Annotated in this window: 8 protein-coding genes; 7 read left to right on the forward strand and 1 reads right to left on the reverse strand. The window is 63.7% G+C overall.

Going from position 1 to position 18,230, the window contains the following annotated elements; translation table 11 throughout:
* The first annotated feature begins 270 nt into the window (after positions 1–270).
* Positions 271–501: an MbtH family protein gene (locus AU198_RS17220; RefSeq protein WP_064349611.1), complete on the forward strand. Its 231-nt coding sequence runs from the start codon at positions 271–273 to the stop codon at positions 499–501.
* A gap of 341 nt (positions 502–842) precedes the next feature.
* Here the strand turns inward: AU198_RS17220 and pks2 are convergent, their stop codons facing one another.
* Positions 843–7,133, reverse strand: a complete 6,291-nt coding sequence (gene pks2, locus AU198_RS17225) for a sulfolipid-1 biosynthesis phthioceranic/hydroxyphthioceranic acid synthase (RefSeq protein ID WP_231744701.1) — start codon at positions 7,131–7,133, stop codon at positions 843–845.
* Between the two features lie 495 nt (positions 7,134–7,628).
* Between pks2 and htpG the strand changes: the two genes are divergently transcribed.
* From htpG to AU198_RS17255, 6 genes are all read left to right on the forward strand, one after another.
* A complete protein-coding gene (gene htpG / locus AU198_RS17230) occupies positions 7,629–9,554 on the forward strand; it encodes a molecular chaperone HtpG (RefSeq protein WP_064349614.1) in 1,926 nt (641 codons plus the stop codon).
* A gap of 234 nt (positions 9,555–9,788) precedes the next feature.
* Positions 9,789–11,525 carry an AMP-binding protein gene (locus tag AU198_RS17235; RefSeq protein ID WP_064349616.1) on the forward strand — a complete coding sequence of 579 codons (1,737 nt, stop codon included), beginning with the start codon at positions 9,789–9,791 and terminating at the stop codon, positions 11,523–11,525.
* Between the two features lie 26 nt (positions 11,526–11,551).
* Positions 11,552–12,418 (forward strand): SAM-dependent methyltransferase, encoded by an 867-nt coding sequence (locus AU198_RS17240; RefSeq protein ID WP_064349618.1) that lies wholly within the window; start codon positions 11,552–11,554, stop codon positions 12,416–12,418.
* The gene (locus AU198_RS17245) at positions 12,381–14,156 is read left to right on the forward strand and encodes an AMP-binding protein (protein WP_156431646.1); all 1,776 of its coding nucleotides are present in this window, start codon (positions 12,381–12,383) and stop codon (positions 14,154–14,156) included. Before AU198_RS17240 ends, AU198_RS17245 begins: the two co-directional genes overlap by 38 nt.
* Before the next feature lie 191 nt (positions 14,157–14,347).
* Complete coding sequence (locus AU198_RS17250; protein WP_064349621.1) at positions 14,348–16,273, forward strand: ABC transporter ATP-binding protein; 1,926 nt, start codon at positions 14,348–14,350, stop codon at positions 16,271–16,273.
* The gene (locus AU198_RS17255; protein WP_064349623.1) at positions 16,270–18,114 is read left to right on the forward strand and encodes an ABC transporter ATP-binding protein; all 1,845 of its coding nucleotides are present in this window, start codon (positions 16,270–16,272) and stop codon (positions 18,112–18,114) included. The genes AU198_RS17250 and AU198_RS17255 overlap by 4 nt, the downstream gene beginning before the upstream one ends.
* Positions 18,115–18,230 lie beyond the last annotated feature (116 nt).

Genomic DNA, 18,230 nt, shown 5'->3' on the forward strand with positions numbered 1-18,230 from the left:
CGCTACAGGAACTCTCGAAGCCGACCGAGCAGCTACTTTCAAGTGTTGTCGGCGTGCCGGACCTGTTCTGCAGCTGACCGCTGCCCGGTCCTCGTAGGGATGTGTGAGTTACCATTGCCACTGCGGAGGCGCACCTTGTCGATCTGGTGACTGAACTTCATGGGGAGCCGTAGCGGCAACCTTGGCCCGGACCTCGGAGCGACCCTTGTCGGCCTTAGTATGCTTTTGGAAACGTTCCACTCATTATTTACTAGACAATATGGAGAACTTGTGAGCGTCAATCCCTTCGACGACGAGAACGGCACCTTCTTCGTCCTGGTCAACGACGAGGAGCAACACAGTCTTTGGCCGACTTTCGCCGACGTTCCGCAGGGTTGGCGTGTGGTTTTCGGCGAAGCGGACCGGGCCGCGTGTCTGGACTATATCGAGAATAACTGGCCTGATATTCGGCCGAAAAGTCTGCGCGACAGGCTGGCAGCGGACGGAGCATCTGATGACTGAGCCAGCCAGGACCCAAGCCGGGCGAGCCTGACAACTTCAGGCGTTTCCTCGGACGCGCCTGGAAAGAACGCCCTTGACGGGCCGGTTCACGATCTGGATTCACTGCGGTTCCGCGCACACGAGTTTGCGGATCGTAGAGGGCAACCCCCATGGCTTTCCGACCCGCTTGTGAAACTCGCGCTCCTCGAACACTTTCCGCGAATTCACACTGATCGCCTGCGGAGTCACGTCCTGGCTCCCTGCAAGTCATGGCCGCCTGCGTGCCGAATGACCGCGACTACAAACGTCGAACCGATCATCGGGCACGCAGGACGGTCCGCTGCCCAGTGCCGGCGTCGGCGTTATGCCGACACTTTGGCCTCTTTGGATTCCGCGGGTGTCAACTTCTCAGAGAGCATCGTCGCCAGATCACGAACTGTCGTCGTCATGTTGGTCGACGTGATACGCAGCCCCGTCTCGGTCTCGATGCGCGTGCGTAGTTCGAGTGCACCCAGCGAGTCCATGCCGTACTCGGCGAGCGGACGGTCCGGATCGACGTTGCGCCGCAGAATCAGGCTGACTTGATCGGAGATCAAGCGACGTAGCAGGGCGGGCCACTCTTCAACGGGAAGCTCGTCGAGCTCGGCACGGAACTTGCTTGAGCCCGCGCTGCCTTGTCCGGTGTTGCGGAACGCTTCGGCGAAGGGGCTGTGCTGCGCGAACGCGGTCAACCATGGGGTCCCCATGATCGGCGCGTAACCGGTGTAGGCGCGGTTGTGACGCAGCAGCGCTTCAAACGCATACGCGCCCTCGTCGGGTGTGATCGCAACGCCGGTGCCCTCCGCCAGTGCGGTGGCCGCACCGATCTCGCCCCAGGCGCCCCACGCGATCGCGCTGGCGGGAAGCCCTTGGACTCGCCGCCAGTGCGTGAACGCGTCCAGCCAGCTGTTGGCTGCGGCGTACGCGCCCTGACCGGGCGAGCCCACTAGCGCGGCCGCCGACGAGAACGAGCAGAACCAGTCCAGCGGTTGATCCGCGGTGGCCATGTGGAGATTCCACGCGCCATACACCTTTGGCGCCCAGTCCCGTTCGATCAGATCTTCGGTGATGTTCGTCAGCGTGGCATCCTCGATCACCGCAGCGGCATGAAGCACGCCGCGCACCGGCAGGCCGGTCGCAGTCGCTGTCGCCACCAAGCGGTCTGCCGTCTCGGGTTCGGTGATGTCTCCGCACTCGACCACCACGTCAGCACCGATCGAACGAATGAGCTCGATCGTTTCCAGCGTCTTTCGGTTCGGGTGTGAACGCGACGTGAGCACGATACGTCCGCAGCCTCCGGCGGCCATCTTCTCGGCCAGGAACAACCCGAGACCGCCCAAGCCGCCGGTGATGATGTAGGAGCCGTCACCGCGGAAGACTGGAGCTTGCTCCGGCGGCAACACCACGTTGCTGCTTCCGGCACGCGGAATGTCAAGAATGAGCTTGCCGGTGTGCTGCGCGGCACTCATCACCCGGATTGCGGTGGCGGCGTCGGCCAGCGGGTAGTGCGTGCTCTCCGGGATCGGAAGCACGCCGTCGACGGTGAGCTTGTACACCGTGTTCAACAGGTCCCGCAGCCGGTCAGGGTGGCTGAACGACAGCAGCGCAAGGTCAAGGGCGTGGAATGTGAGGTTGCGCCGGAATGGGAACAAGCCCAGCTTGGTGTCACCGTAGATGTCGCGCTTGCCGATCTCCACGAATCGTCCACCGAATGCCAGCAATTCGACGCCCGCACGTTGGGCGGCACCGATGACCGAATTGAGCACGATGTCGACCCCATAGCCCTCGGTGTCGCTGCGAATCTGGTCGGCGAACTCGGTGCTCCGGGAGTCGTAAACATGTTCAATACCCATGTCGCGCAACAGTTGACGCCGCTGCTCACTGCCTGCCGTGGCGAAGATCTCGGCACCGGCCGCGCGGGCGATCGCGATAGCGGCCTGACCCACCCCGCCAGTTGCGGAGTGGATCAGCACCTTGTCTCCCTTCTTGATGCGGGCCAGATCGTGCAGGCCGTACCAGGCGGTGGCGGTCGCCGTGGTCACCGCTGCGGCGTCAGCGTCGGTCAGCCCGGCGGGCAGAGTGACCGCAAGGTTGGCGTCGCAGGTGATGAATGTCGCCCAGCAACCGTTGGGGGAGAGGCCCGCGACGTGGTCACCAACCTTATGACTTGTGACGTCGGGCCCGACCGCGGTCACCACCCCGGCGAAATCTGTTCCCGGTTCCGGCAGTCGTCCCTCGAACGAGGGGTAACGGCCGAAGGCGACGAGCACGTCGGCGAAGTTGATGCTCGAAGCAGTGACTGCTACTTCGATCTCGCCCGGTCCTGGAGAAACCCGTTGATACGAAACCAATTCCGCCGATTCGAGATCGCCGGGTGTACGAATCTTCAGACGCATGCCGTCGTGTTCATGGTTGACGACGGTTGACTTCCGGTCTTCAGGGCGCAGAGGCGACTGGTGCAAGCGCGCGACGTACCACTGGCCGTTTCGCCATGCTGTTTCGTCCTCTTCGACCTCGGAGAGCAACTGTTGTGCCAGGTGCTCCGGCTCGATGTCGGCGTCCACATCGATTTGAGTGGCCCGCAAATGCGGGTGCTCTGTGCCGATCACCCGCACGAGGCCTCGGATCCCGCCTAGCTCGAGGTTGGGGCTGTCTCCCGCCTCCACGGTCTGGGCGTCACGCGTCACGACATACAGACGCGGTGGCTCGCCGGAAATCTCCGGCAGTTCGCGGGCGATACGGACGAGATGCTCAATATACTCACGACCCAATCGCGGATTTTGGGTCTCGCCGTCGCTGTTCTTAGGACCAGTGAAAATCACTACACCCGTGAATGATCCGGCACGTAGATGGTTCTTGAGCTCTTCGGCGTTCGATGTGTGGTCCGCATTTCGCGGCCAGCACATCGCGATGCACTGCGCGCCATGGCTTTTCAGGATGTCGGCCAACGTCGTGGCTACGTGGTCGGTGTTGGCTGTGCTGATCAGGAGCCAATTGCCGGCCTCCGCGTACTCGACCTCAGGCAAGGCCCGGGGCTGCCAATCGATGGTCAAGAGCCGGTCGGCCAGTACCCGAGACTTATTGGCCTTTTCGTCTGCTCCAGTGCCCAACTGCAGCCCTTCGACCGTGAGCATGATTGTGCCGCGCTCATCGAGTACATCGATGTCGGCCTCCACGCCGGAGATATCGACTTTTGTCACGCGCGTGAGGCAGTAGTGCGCGTCGCGCGCAGCGGTGTAGGAGCGCAGCCGACGAATCCCCAACGGGAGCCCGAGCATGCCTTCGCCCAGCGCTTGGACATCCGGGTGGGCCTCGACAGATTGGAAGCACGCATCGAGCAGCGCTGGGTGCACACCGTAAGCGCCTTGCTGCGATCGGATTTGGCGTGGCAGCGCCACCTCGGCGAGCATGGTTGCGGACTCGCCGGTGTGTACAGCGCCAAGACCGGCGAACGCCGGACCGTACTGGACGCCGCGCTGGTCCATCCGGGCGCGCACCGCGTCGCCATCTTCCCGATTCCTATGTGCCGCCAGAAGCACAGCCGGGTCGTGCGCGGGAGGCTGCTCAACCTCGGCCGCCTGAAGGGTTGCCGTGGCTTGTCTGGTCTGTTCGCCGCCCTGATTGGTCTCTACGGAGAAGTTCAGGACGCCCGGCGACGCCAATGACGCCGAGGCGCCCACGGTGGTCTGCTCGTCGAGAAGCAGTGCCTGTTCGAAGCGGATGTCGCGGACCTCAGACGCTTCGCCCAGAACGGTATGGGCGGCGGCCAACGCCATCTCGCAGTAGGCGGCCCCGGGAAGAACAGCCACGTTGCGGATCTGGTGATCGCCCATCCAGGAGTGGACAGCGGTGCCGACCTCGCCTTGCCAAACATGGCGTTCCGGTTCCTCCTGCAAGCGCACGTGGGCGCCCAACAGAGGGTGAACCGAAATCGTGCGTGCACCATGCGACGGGGAGGCTCCCTGACTGTTCTTGCTCAACCGCAGTTGACGGTGCGTCCATGTCGGCAGCGGCGCGTCCACCAGCCGCCCGTTCGGGTAGAGCACCGAGAAGTCGACCGCGGCACCCGCAGAATGCAGATCTGTCAAGAATCCGCGCAGACCGTGCGGCAGCTCCTGCTCGCGACGCATGCTCGCGAGAGCGGCCAGCGGTACGTCGAGGCTGCGGGCGTTCTGCTCCAGTGGGTGTGTGAGCAGAGGATGCGGCGCCAATTCGGCGAAGACCCGGTATCCGTCTTCCATCGCGGCCTGTACCGCCGCGGCGAACCGCACCGTGCGCCGCAGATTGTTCACCCAATAACGGGCATCACACATCGGGAGATCGCGCGGGTCGAACAGGCTCGTCGAGTAGAACGGGATTTCCGGTGTGTTGGGGGACAGCTGACTCAAAGCCTTGGACAGGTCATCGAGTATGGGCTCCACTTGGGGAGTGTGAGAGGCCAGATCGATGGCGACTTCGCGGGCCATCACGTCGCGCTGCTCCCACTCAGCGACCAGTTCGCGCACCGGCTGAGGCGCACCGCCGATCACCGTCGACTCCGGTGAGGCGACCACCGCGATCACAACGTCGTTGATTCCCCGCGCCGTCAGTTCGGAAAGCACCTGCTGCGCTGGCAGTACCACCGACGCCATCGCTCCGGAGCCCTCGATGCGGGCCATCAGCCGCGAGCGGCGGCAAATGACGCGGATCCCGTCCTCGAGCGACAGTGCACCGGCCACTACCGCCGCGGCAGTCTCCCCCAGTGAGTGCCCGATCACCGCACCCGGCCGCACGCCGTAGGACTTCATGGTTTCCGCGAATGCGACCTGCATCGCAAAGAGCGTCGGCTGCACCCGGTCGACGCCGGTCACCACCTCAGAGGCGCTCATCGCCTCGGTAACCGAAAAACCGGACTCCTGCGCGATCAGCGGCTCTGCAGCCGCGATGGTGGCGGCGAACACCGGCTCGTTGGCCAGCAGATCGGCACCCATTCCCGCCCACTGCGACCCGTGGCCTGAAAACACCCACACCGGACCGCGGTCGTCGCGACCGACGGCCGCCTCGTACGGCGTATCGCCGTCGGCGACTTCACGCAGAGCCTCGATCAACTCCGGCCGACTGCCCGCGATGACGCCGGTCCGTACCGGACGGTGCGCGCGTCGACGCGCCAAGGTGTAGCCGATGTCAGTCAAGGCCACATCTTCATGCGTCTGGACCCAGTCGGCCAGCCGCGCTGCGGACCGGCGCAGTTCGTCGGCTGAGGTCGAAGACAATGCAAACAGTTGGGGTTCTGTCGTCGCCGCGTCAGCGCTCCCATTGCGTAGAGCATCGGCCGCGGGAGTGCCGGGAGCCTGCTCCACGATGGCGTGGGCATTGGTTCCCGAGAACCCGTATGCCGAAACCGCTGCCCTCCGGGGCGCCTGGCCGTTCGTTGGCCAGGCGGTATTCTCCTTGGGCACAAAGAGGTTGCTGTCGACACGGCCTAGTTCTTCAGGTAACTGCGTGAAGTGCAGGTTCTGTGGTACCACACCGTGCTGGACGGCCAAGACGGCCTTTACCAGTCCCAAAGTTCCCGAGGCGGACTGCGTATGCCCGAAGTTCGTCTTCGACGCCGCGAGCGCACACGGTCCGTTGATCCCGTAAACCTCTGCGAGGCTGCCGAATTCGATTGGATCGCCGGTCGGGGTTCCAGTCCCGTGTGCCTCAACCATCCCGACGGTGTTCGGGTCCACGCCAGCAGCGGCCAACGCCGCCTGGTAGGCCTTGACCTGCAAGGGTTGCGACGGCGTGGTGATGTTCACCGTCCGGCCGTCGTTGTTCAGGGCGGTACCGCGCACGACAGCCAAAATTCGGTCACCATCGCGCAGCGCATCGGGCAATCGCTTGAGCAGCACCATGACAGCGCCCTCGCCCGATGCGAAACCGTCGGCCTTCACATCGAATGCGTGGCAATGGCCGGTCGGAGAGAGCATGCCGCCGGCCGATCCCGCGGATGACTTCCGCGGATCCAGCAAGAGCGTGGCACCACCGGCGAGCGCGACGTCACATTCGCCGTCGTGCAGGCTGCGACAAGCCATGTGCACGGTGACCAGGCCGGACGAACATGCGGTGTCCACTGTTATCGCCGGACCATGCAAATCCATTGCATAAGCGATCCGTCCGGACGCCATGCTGTAGTTGTTGCCCAGGAATCCGTAGGGTCCCTCCAGGGCGTGGGCGTCGGCCGCGAGCAGTATGTAGTCGCCATGTGTCAGACCCACGTACACTCCGGTCTGCGAGCCCGCCAACTGGGCGGGGCTGTAACCGGCGTGTTCCACTGCCTCCCAGGAGGTTTCCAGCAACAGGCGATGCTGCGGGTCGACCGCCGTGGCCTCCCGCTCGCTGATTCCGAAGAAGTCGGCGTCGAAGCCGCCGTAGTTGTCGAGGAACGCGCCCCACTTCGACACCGATCGACCGGGTACGCCCGGCTCGGGGTCGTAGTACTCCTCGGCGTCCCATCGATCAGGCGGAATCTCGATGATCAGGTCATCGCCCCGGAGCAACGCCTCCCAAAGCTGCTCCGGGGAATCGATTCCACCCGGCAGCCGGCACGCCATACCGATGACAGCGATCGGCGTGACAGGTGTGGTGCTCATTGTGGACGATGTCGCGGCTGTCTCTGAGCCCGACACCGGATCATCCACAGACTTGAATGACGTCATTTCCCCTCCGCTTAGCAATGGTTGCTGTGGCCTCGGCCCCCGCACGGCCCAAATCCGTGCACCTGTGAGGTCAGCAGGACACCGACGGCGGCGCCGTCTCGTGCTTCCTCGGTGGCATTGGTTTGCCTCGGCAGGCGGTCACGAACGTTAACGCTAGGTTCACACATGGTGTGTTGTCTCGAAATCGGAGCAATCAGTCCGCGGAAACGACACAAGCGGGCACCGGGGAACGATTAGGTCAGCTTCGTAACGGGTGTTCGGGCGTCGACCGGGATTCGGCCGTCTTCGACATTTGCGGGTCGTTGGTTGCTGCGATGGACTGGTTGGCCGCTCCGAAGATGAATTCACGGTCGAGTGCCGAGGGCGATTTTTCCGGCTCGCTATCATCTGTGCCGGTATTGAAGGCTCTCTGGTCGATCGGGGGGGAACATGACTGCACACGTCGAACAGTTGGAGTTCCAGGCAGAGGCGCGCCAACTGTTGGAGCTGCTGATCCACTCGGTGTACTCCAACAAGGACTCATTCCTGCGAGAGCTGATCTCGAACGCCTCGGATGCCTTGGACAAGATGCGGCTGGAGACCCTGCGCAACAAGGATCTCGATGTCGACGCGTCCGATTTGCACATCGAGATCGAGGCGGATAAGGACGCGCGCATCCTGACCGTTCGCGACAATGGCATCGGTATGACGCACGACGAGGTCGTCGACCTCATCGGCACGCTGGCCAAGTCCGGTACCGCCCAGCTACGTCAGCAGTTGAGAGAAGCGAAGAACGCCGCCGCCTCCGAGGAACTGATCGGCCAGTTCGGTATCGGCTTCTACTCGACGTTCATGGTGGCCGACAAGGTCGAGTTGCTCACCCGCAAGGCCGGCGAGAGCCAGGCAACCCGGTGGGTATCGACTGGCGAGGCCACCTACACAATCGAATCCGTCGATGATGCCCCGCAGGGCACCTCTGTGACGCTGCACCTCAAGCCCGAAGACGTCGAGGACCAGCTGCACGACTACACCTCCGAGTTCAAGATCAAGGAACTCGTCAAGAAGTACTCCGACTTCATCTCCTGGCCGATCCGGATGCAGGTCGAGCGGCGGACCCCCCCGACTGAGGAGGGGGGTGAGGAGACCGTCACCATCGAGACACAAACCCTCAACTCGATGAAGGCGCTGTGGGCCAAGACCAAGGACGAGGTCTCGGCCGAGGAGTACCAGGAGTTTTACAAACACATCGCTCATGCCTGGGACGATCCGCTCGAGGTGATCGTGATGAAGGCCGAGGGCACCTTCGAATATCAGGCACTGCTGTTCATTCCATCCCACGCCCCGTTCGACCTGTTCAGCCGCGATGCCAAAGTCGGGATACAGCTCTATGTCAGGCGCGTGTTCATCATGGGCGACTGCGATGAGCTCATGCCTCGGTACCTCCGCTTCGTCAAGGGTGTCGTCGATGCACAGGACATGTCGCTCAACGTTTCTCGGGAGATCCTGCAACAGGATCGGCAGGTCACCGCAATCCGGCGCCGGCTGACGAAGAAAGTCCTGTCGACCATCCAAGATCTGCAGTCAGAGCGTCCCGAGGATTACCGCACGTTCTGGACCCAGTTCGGCCCAGCCCTCAAGGAGGGCTTGATGTCCGACTTCGACAACCGAGACACGCTGCTGCGTGTTTCGTCGTTCGCCTCGACGCACAGCGAAGAAGAATCCACCACCCTCGCCGAATATGTCGAGCGCATGAAAGACGGCCAGGAGCAGATCTTCTATGCCACCGGTCAGTCGCGCGAGCAATTACTGAAGTCACCACATCTGGAGGCCTTCCGGGCCAAAGGGTACGAGGTGCTGCTGCTCACCGACCCAGTCGACGAGATTTGGGTGGGGTCGGTGCCCGAGTTCGACGGCAAACCACTGCAATCCGTGGCGAGAGGCGAGGTGGATCTCGACTCGGAGGAGGAAAGAAGCGAGGCCGAGCGCGAGGAGCAGGAAAAGGAATTCTCCGACCTGCTGAGCTGGTTGAAAGAGACTCTGAGTGATCATGTTGCCGAAGTGCGGTTGTCAAAGCGCTTGACCGAGTCACCGGCCTGCTTGATAACGCCCACCTTCGGCATCACACCCGCGCTGGCGCGAATGTACCGGGCATCTGGGCAGTCGATGCCCGTTACGAAACGGATCCTCGAACTCAACCCGCGACATCCGCTCGTCAACGGCTTACAGCAGGCGCACAAGAACAGCGCTGATGAGACCGCCTTAGCGGAGACAGCCGAATTGCTCTATGGCACAGCCCTTCTCGCGGAGGGTGACATTCCGGACGATCCGGCGAAGTTCGCAGCGCTGCTTGCGGAGCGACTGGCTCGCACTGTGTGAGTACGTCGCTGTAGCATCCCGCGACGCGATTTCGTTCGGCCGATCGGCCGAGCGGAAAGCAGTTTCGGCAAACCCGATCATCATCAGCTCCAGCGGCACCAACAAGTCCTGCCGGGGCAAAACGGCTGGTCGTCAGATTTGTCGACATCGCGCTGCTCGCGGTGATCTGCTCGTCGGCTACCGAATCTCTCACTTTCGGCTTGCGCTGGCGACGGCGACGGTAACCTCTGGCTGGTGACCGGGACCTCCCTATTGACTGTGCTGCGCGAGCGCGCCAGCTTGCAGCCAAACGACCGGGCGCTCACGTTCATCGACTACGAGCAGGACTGGGACGGTGTAGCCGAAACGCTGACGTGGTCGCAGTTTTACCGGCGGACGCTGAACGTGGCACGGGAACTCGCACGCCACGGGTCGGCCGGCGACCGCGCCGTGATATTGGCGCCTCAGGGCCTTGAATACATCGTCGCGTTCTACGGCGCATTGCAGGCGGGCCGGATCGCCGTCCCGCTCTCGGTTCCCCTGGGCGGCGTCAGCGATGAGCGCGTTGATTCGGTGTTGCGGGACGCGTCGCCGACGGTCGTTCTCACGTCATCCCGTGTCGCCGACCCCGTGGCCGAATACGTCGGGTCCCACTCAAAGGCGTCGGCGCCCGCAGTCGTCGCAGTTGATTCACTCCACCTCGACGCGCCGACTGGATCCGATGCCGGGTGCGAAGACGGGCCCGAGGTCGCCTACCTGCAATACACTTCCGGCTCGACCCGCACGCCTGCCGGCGTCATGATGTCGCATAGAAACGTTCTGGCCAATTTCGGACAGGTATCGGCCGACTATTTCGCCGACTTCGGCAATGTGCCCCCGGCCGACACCACTCTCGTCTCGTGGCTGCCCTTCTACCACGACATGGGTCTATACGTCGGGGTCTGCGGCCCGGTCCTGACGGGGCTTCACGCCGTGCTCATGAGTCCGGTCGCGTTCTTGCAACGGCCGGCCCGATGGATGCACATGCTCGCGAGCAACGCCAAGGCGTATTCGGCCGCGCCCAACTTCGCGTTCGAAATTGCCGCGAAGAAGACATCCGATGACGACATGGCCGGCTTCGATCTTTCTGACGTGCTCGTCATCGCGACCGGCAGCGAACGGGTACACCCGGCGACGCTTCAGCGGTTCACCACGCGGTTCGCCCGCTGCAACCTTTCTGCGGCGGTGATACGACCGTCGTATGGTCTTGCGGAAGCGACGGTGTATGTGGCGACCGACCGACCGGCAGCAGGGCCAAAGGTCGTTCGTTTCGACTCTGACAAGCTGACCGCCGGCAAGGCGGAGCAGTGCCAAAACGGGGGTGGCACACCATTGGTCAGCTATGGTGTGCCGCGCTCGCCGACGGTTCGGATCGTGGATCCCGACACGATGACCGAGTGTGCGGCAGGAGTGACGGGCGAGATCTGGGTGCACGGCGAGAACGTCGCGTTGGGCTATTGGCAGAAGCCTGACGAGACCGAGGCGACGTTTGGGGGACGGCTTGTCGATCCGTCGGCGGGTACGCCGGAGGGGCCGTGGCTTCGGACGGGCGATCAGGGCTTTCTGTTTGATGACGAGTTGTTCGTCATCGGCCGAATCAAGGATTTGTTGATCGTGTACGGGCGCAACCATTCGCCCGACGACATCGAGGCGACGGTCCAAGAGATCACGCGGGGGCGGTGTGCGGCGATCGCGGTGCCGGATCGTTCGGTTGAGAAGTTGGTCGTCATCGTGGAGGCCCGCAAGCGCGGCTCTGATCAAGAGGCGGCAGACACCCTTGCTGAGGTCAAGCGTGAAGTCACCTCGGCGATCTCTCACTCACACGGCCTCAGCGTCGCCGACTTCGTCCTGGTGTCTCCCGGTTCGATACCGATCACGACGAGCGGGAAGGTCAGGCGGGCCGCTTGTGTCGAGCAATACCGCCAGGGGCAGTTCGCCCGCATAGACGCATAGAAACTTAGTCAATTGAAGGGGAGGAAATGGAAACACTAAGCGAGCGTGGTGCATCACTCGAGTCGATTCAGCACCACTACGACGTCAGTAACAAGTTTTACTCGCTCTGGCTCGACGAGTCGATGACTTATTCCTGCGCATTGTGGGATGGCCAGGCCGATGATCTCGCAGAGGCGCAAAGACGGAAGATCGATTACCTCGTGTCGGAGGCCGGTGCGAAGGGACGCGCCCGCGTTTTGGACATCGGCTGCGGGTGGGGGTCGGTCATGCAGCGGATGGTTACCGAACACGGCGTTCGGTACGTCACGGGCCTGACGCTGAGCGAGGCGCAAGCGAACCATGTTGAGGGGCTGCACGACCCTCGGTTGCAAGTGCTTGTCCAAGACTGGGCAGATTTCGTGCCAGATGAGCGCTACGACGCCGCCGTTTCCATCGGCGCGATGGAGCATTTCGTCAAATTCGGCCGGAAACGGTCAGACAGAGTTGAGGCATATCGGCGATTCTTCGAGAAGTGTCACGAGTGCCTCAACCCCGGTGCGGGGCTCGCCCTGCAGACGATTGGCAAAGGCAACGTCGCAATGGACCAGCAGGGGCTGGAGGATTGCCTGTTCATAGCAGAGCACATATTTCCGGAGTCGGATCCGCCAAGGCTGTCCGAAATAGCACATGCCGCCGAGAAGCTCTTCGAGATCAGGTCGGTGCAGAACCATCGGGAACACTACGCACGGACCTGCGCATCATGGCTCGAAAGGCTGCGGAGCAATTGGACGGCTGCGGTGGAGATCGTCGGTCCGGAAAAGGTCTCGGTCTACGAGAGATATCTCGAGGCATCGATCAGGCAATTCCGGCTCGAACATGCAAATCTCTACCGAATTGCGCTCCGGAGGGTGTGAATCCGCTGTGAATGATTCTTCCCCCGCCGCCATGATCCGCGAGCGCGCCGGGTTTCAACCCAACGACAAAGCCTTCACGTTCATCGACTTTGACCGGGATTGGGATGGCGTTGCCGAGAGCTTGACGTGGTCCCAGCTGTATCGGCGAACGACGAACGTCGCCCGCGCTCTCACGAGTATCGGGTCTCCCGGTGACCGGGCAGTGATTTCGGCACCGCAGGGGCTTGACTACATCGTCGCGTTCTATGGGGCGCTGCAGGCTGGGCTCGTCGCGGTTCCGCTGTCCGTTCCGATGGGTGGCGTCACTGATGAACGCGTTGATTCGGTGCTCGGCGATTCGTCGCCGACCGTTGTCCTCACCACGTCTGCCGTAATCGACAACATCAGGGAGGCCGTGAAGAACAGCGAATCCGCTCCCGCCGTCATCGCTGTTGATTCGCTCGACCTCGACGCATCGACATCCGACCTCGGGTCGGAAGACACCTCGGGCATCGCGTTTCTGCAGTACACATCCGGCTCGACCCGTACGCCCGCGGGCGTCATGGTGTCGAACAGGAACCTGATGGTCAACTACCGGCAGCTGATGTCGGATTTGTTCGCCGACGACGGGAACGTGCCGCCGCCGGACACCACTATCGTGTCGTGGTTGCCCTTCTATCACGACATGGGCTTGATGGTCGGGATTTTCGTGCCAGTCATGGCAGGGCTTCACGCAGTGCTCATGAGTCCGGTGGCGTTCCTGCAGCGGCCGGCGAGGTGGATGCAACTGCTGGCGCGCAACAACCACGCGTTCTCGTCGGCGCCGAACTTCGCGTTCGAAATCGCCGCCAAGAAGACATCCGACGAGGACATGGCAGGGCTGGACCTCGGACAGGTGCGGGGAATAGGAAGCGGTAGCGAGCGCATCAATCCGGCCACCATCGAGCGCTTCGCCAAGCGGTTCGCCCGCTGCAACCTTTCCGAGACCGTGTTACGTCCCGGATATGGCTTGGCGGAAGCGACGGTGTATGTGGCGACCGGTCGGCCGAACCAGGTGCCGAAGATTGTCCGTTTCGACTCCGACAAGCTCACATCGGGCAAGGCTGAGCGATGCGAAAACAGAGGTGGCACACCGTTGGTCAGTTACGGTGTGCCGCAATCGCCAACGGTTCGCATCGTCGATCCCGACACGATGACAGAATGCCCTTCAGGGGTGACAGGGGAGATTTGGGTACACGGGGATAACGTTGCGCTGGGCTACTGGCAGAAGCCGGAGGAGACCGAAGCCACGTTCGGTGGACGGCTTGTCGACCCGTCGGCGGGTACGCCGGAGGGACCGTGGTTGCGAACCGGGGATCAGGGCTTCTTCTTCGACGACGAGTTGTTTGTCATCGGCCGCATCAAGGATCTGTTGATCGTCTACGGCCGTAACCATTCGCCCGATGACATCGAGGCCACGGTGCAGGAGATCACGCGAGGACGGTGCGCTGCGATCGCGGTGCCGGATCGGCAGACCGAGAAGCTCGTCGTGATCATCGAGGCCAAAAAGCGCGGCGAGTCCGAGCAGGAGGCTGCGGACACGCTCGCTGAGGTCAAGCGAGAAGTCACCTCGGCGATATCCAACGCACACGGCCTCAACGTCGCTGATCTCGTTCTGGTGTCACCGGGTTCGATACCGATCACCACAAGCGGCAAAGTCCGGCGCGCGACATGCGTCGACCAGTATCAGCAGCGTCAGTTCGCCCGCATAGACGCATAGGGGTTCATACCGCGCGCCCGGTCTCCGACGCGGGAAGCCATCGACCTCGTCTGTTGTTGAGGCTTCGGTGGGGCTTTGGTGGACGCGATCGCGAAACTGCATTCCAGCAGGTACTTACTCGACCGTTCGCTGTTGGAATACAGTTTCGCCGCTGCCGTTATCCGTTTGCCCAGCGTGGGAAGATGGGTTGAGTGGTTGACCCCTTAGCCCAGGACCCGCGCTCAGCGCCGGCCATCGCCCCGCCACCGCAACGCCGACGCGCGAGCTCGGACCTGTGGCGGATGCTGCCGTACCTGATGCCGTACCGGGCGCGCTGGATCGCGATGGTCACCGTCGCCATCGCCAGCCTCGCCGCCACCGTGTCGATCCCGCTGATGACCAAGGCCGTCATCGACGGTCCGGTGCGCCACCAGGACCAGCAGGGACTGTGGCTGCTCGGCACCGCCGCGATGGGCGTCGGCATCACCGAGGCGGTCCTGTGGTTCATCCGCCGTTGGCTGGCGGCGCGCGCCACCATGGGCGTCGAGGCCGACATTCGCAAGGATCTCTACGCCCGGCTGCAGGTGCTGCCGATGAGCTTCCACGGGCGCTGGCAGTCCGGCCAGCTGCTCTCGCGAATCATGAACGACCTCAGCACTATTCGTCGCTTCATGTCCTTCGGCCTGCTCTTCCTGCTGCTCAACGGACTGCAGATCACCGTCGTGACAGCCATCCTGCTGACGATGTACTGGCCGCTGGGCGTGGTCGTGCTGGTGTCGATCGTGCCGATCACACTGACCGTTCTGCACTTCCAACAGGAGTACACCCGGTTGTCGCGGCTGGCGCAGGATCAGGCGGGCCACGTCGCCACCCACGTCGAGGAGTCCGCGCTCGGGCTGCGGGTGGTGAAATCCTTCGGGCGCGAGGACTACGTCTACGACCGGTTCGACGAACAACTCACCGATCTCTATGACACGCAGATCAATCGGGTATCGGTTTCGGCGAAGTTCTGGACGCTGCTCGAAGTCATCCCGAACCTGACCTTGATCGTGGTGCTCGGTTTCGGCGCCTACGCCGCCGGCGAAGGTCACGTCACCCTGGGCACCCTGGTCGCGTTCATCACGATGATGCTGTCACTGGTCTGGCCGATCGCCTCCCTGGGCTTCCTGTTGTCGATGACGCAGGAGTCGTTCACCGCCGCGAACCGGATCACCGAGATCTTCGACACGCCAATCGATATCGTCGACGGTCCCGTGGATGAACCGCCGAGCGGCGGACGCCTGGAACTCGTCGACGTCGGATTCCGATTCCCCGACTCGGACGTTTTTGCGCTGCGCCATGTCACCGTCACCGTCGAGCCGGGGGAGACGCTCGCGCTCGTCGGGTCGACGGGCTCGGGGAAGTCGGTGCTGGCCGCACTGCTGTCCCGGTTGTACGACGTCACCGAGGGATCCATCCGCATCGACGGCCGCGACATCCGCGAGCTCACCCTGTCGGCGCTGCGTGAAACGGTGGCCACGGCCTTCGAGGACCCGACGCTGTTCTCCATGTCGGTCGCCGAGAACCTGAGGCTGGGCAGGCCGGGCGCCTCGGATGAGGATCTGGCCAAGGCGATTGACGTCGCGGCCGCGCACTTCGTCTACGAGCTGCCCTTCGGCCTGGAGACCCGCATCGGCGAACAGGGCATGAGCCTGTCCGGCGGGCAACGGCAGCGGCTGTCGCTGGCGCGCGCGATCCTGGCGGCGCCCAAGGTCCTCGTGCTCGACGACACGCTGTCCGCCCTCGACGTGCATACCGAAGCGGTGGTCGAGGAGGCGTTGCGCCGAGTGCTGCACAACGTCACCGGAATCGTTGTGGCGCACCGCGCGTCGACCGTGCTGCTGGCCGACAAGGTGGCCCTGCTGGAGGACGGCACCATCACCCACGTCGGCACCCATGCCGAACTGCTGGCGCGGGTGCCGCAGTACCGGTACCTGCTGGCCGCCGATGACGAACTCGACGACGGCACCGAGCGCGCGTGCGCGTGGGAGGACGATCGGGACCGCAGCCGCCTCGACCACGCCGTCGAGGAGCAAGAAGTGCTGCACCGCGACCCTGCGCAGCGACGCTTCGCCGCCTCGGAGGCCGAACGCCGATGACCGCCACCGACACCACTGACACCGCGACACCAGAATGGCGCGGCAAGTTCGAAGAACAACACGACGACCTCCCGATCGACGAGACCCTCGACCGCCGCCGCGAGGCCCGTTCACTTCTCGGCGACCTGCTGCGCCCCTACCGCTTCACCGTTGCGCTGCTCGCCCTCGTCGTGGTCGTGGAAAACGCGGCGCGCCTGTCGGTTCCGATCCTCGTGCAGCGCGGCATCGACCGGGGCATCCCGCCGATCGTCGACGGCGGTCCGGCCCACACGCTGCTGATGATCGTCGGCACCCTCGCCCTCGTCGTCGCGGTCCAGGCCACCAGCAGGATGTTCTTCCTGCGCCGCTCCGGACGCATCGGCCAGAAGGTGCTCCTGGCGTTGCGCCGCAGGGTGTTTCGGCACTTCCAGCGCCTCGATATCGCCTTCCATGACCGGTACACCTCGGGCAGGGTGGTCAGCCGATCCACCAACGACGTCGAAGCCATCCAGGACATGCTCGAGACCGGTTTCGACAGCCTGGTCACCGCGGTGCTCACGCTGTTCGGGACCGCGATCCTGCTCGTCGTGCTCGACTGGCGGCTCGGGTTGATGTGCCTGGGCGCCTTCCCGGTGCTGGTCGGGCTGGTGTGGTGGTTCCGCAACGAGTCGGCGAGAACATATCGCCGCGTGCGCGAAAGCGCCGCGCTGGTGATCGTGCAGTTCGTCGAAACCATGACTGGCATCAAGGCCGTGCAGGCCTACCGCCGGGAACCGCGCAACCAGCAGATCTTCGAAGACATCGCCGACCGCTACAAGGCCGACAACGAGCGCACCTTCCAACTGCTCGCGATTTTCATGCCCGGTGTCAAGCTCGTCGGCAACCTCACCACCGGTGTGGTGTTGCTCTACGGCGGCTACCGGGTCCTCAACGGTGAGATGACGATCGGCACGCTGACGGCCTTCCTGCTCTACCTGCGCATGTTCTTCGAGCCGATGCAGGAGATCTCGCAGTTCTTCAACACGTTCCAATCGGCGGCCTCGGCACTCGAGAAGCTGGCGGGCGTGCTCGCCCAGCGGCCGGGCATCAAGGACCCGAAGCGCCCCGTCGCGCTGACCGATGTGCGCGGCGAGATCGCCTTCCGCGACGTCCGATTCGAGTACGTCGCCGACCGCTCCGTCCTGCCGGGGTTGACGCTCGAGGTGCCGGCCGGCCAGACCGTCGCGCTGGTCGGCACCACCGGCGCGGGCAAGACCACGATCGCCAAGCTGATCGCGCGGTTCTACGACCCGGTATCCGGCTCGGTGACTCTCGACGGCGTTGACTTGCGCGACCTTTCGCAGAGCGACCTGCGCCGCCATGTCGTGATGGTCACCCAGGAGAACTTCATGTTCGACGGGACCATCGCCGACAACATCCGGTTCGGCCGACCCGATGCGACCGACGCCGAGGTCGCCGCGGCGGCCGGGGCCGTCGGCGCCGACCGTTTCATCGCGGCATTGCCCGACGGATACGACACCGACGTCGCCAAACGCGGCGGCCGGCTCTCGGCCGGGCAGCGGCAACTCGTCGCGTTCGCGCGGGCGTTCCTCGCCGACCCGGCAGTGCTGATCCTCGACGAGGCAACGTCATCGTTGGACATCCCCAGCGAGCGCATGGTGCAGCGCGCGCTGGAAACCGTGCTCGCCGACCGGACGGCCTTGGTCATCGCGCACCGGCTGTCGACCGTGCAGATCGCCGACCGGGTGCTGGTGCTCGAACACGGCCGGATCGTCGAGGACGGCTCACCGGCCGAACTGATCACCCGCTCGGACGGTCACTACGCCGCGCTTCACCGCGCGTGGGTGGACTCGCTGGCCTGATCACGCCGCCGAAACTGAAGATATGCGCGAGGTCGGCGCGGCGGTTTCAAGCGATCGATGCAATAGCGGGTGGTTTGGACGGATTCGAGAGTAGTTCGTCGAGCGCTTCTGCCGGG

This window comes from Mycobacterium sp. GA-1199, from assembly GCF_001500045.1.
Lineage (GTDB): Bacteria > Actinomycetota > Actinomycetes > Mycobacteriales > Mycobacteriaceae > Mycobacterium.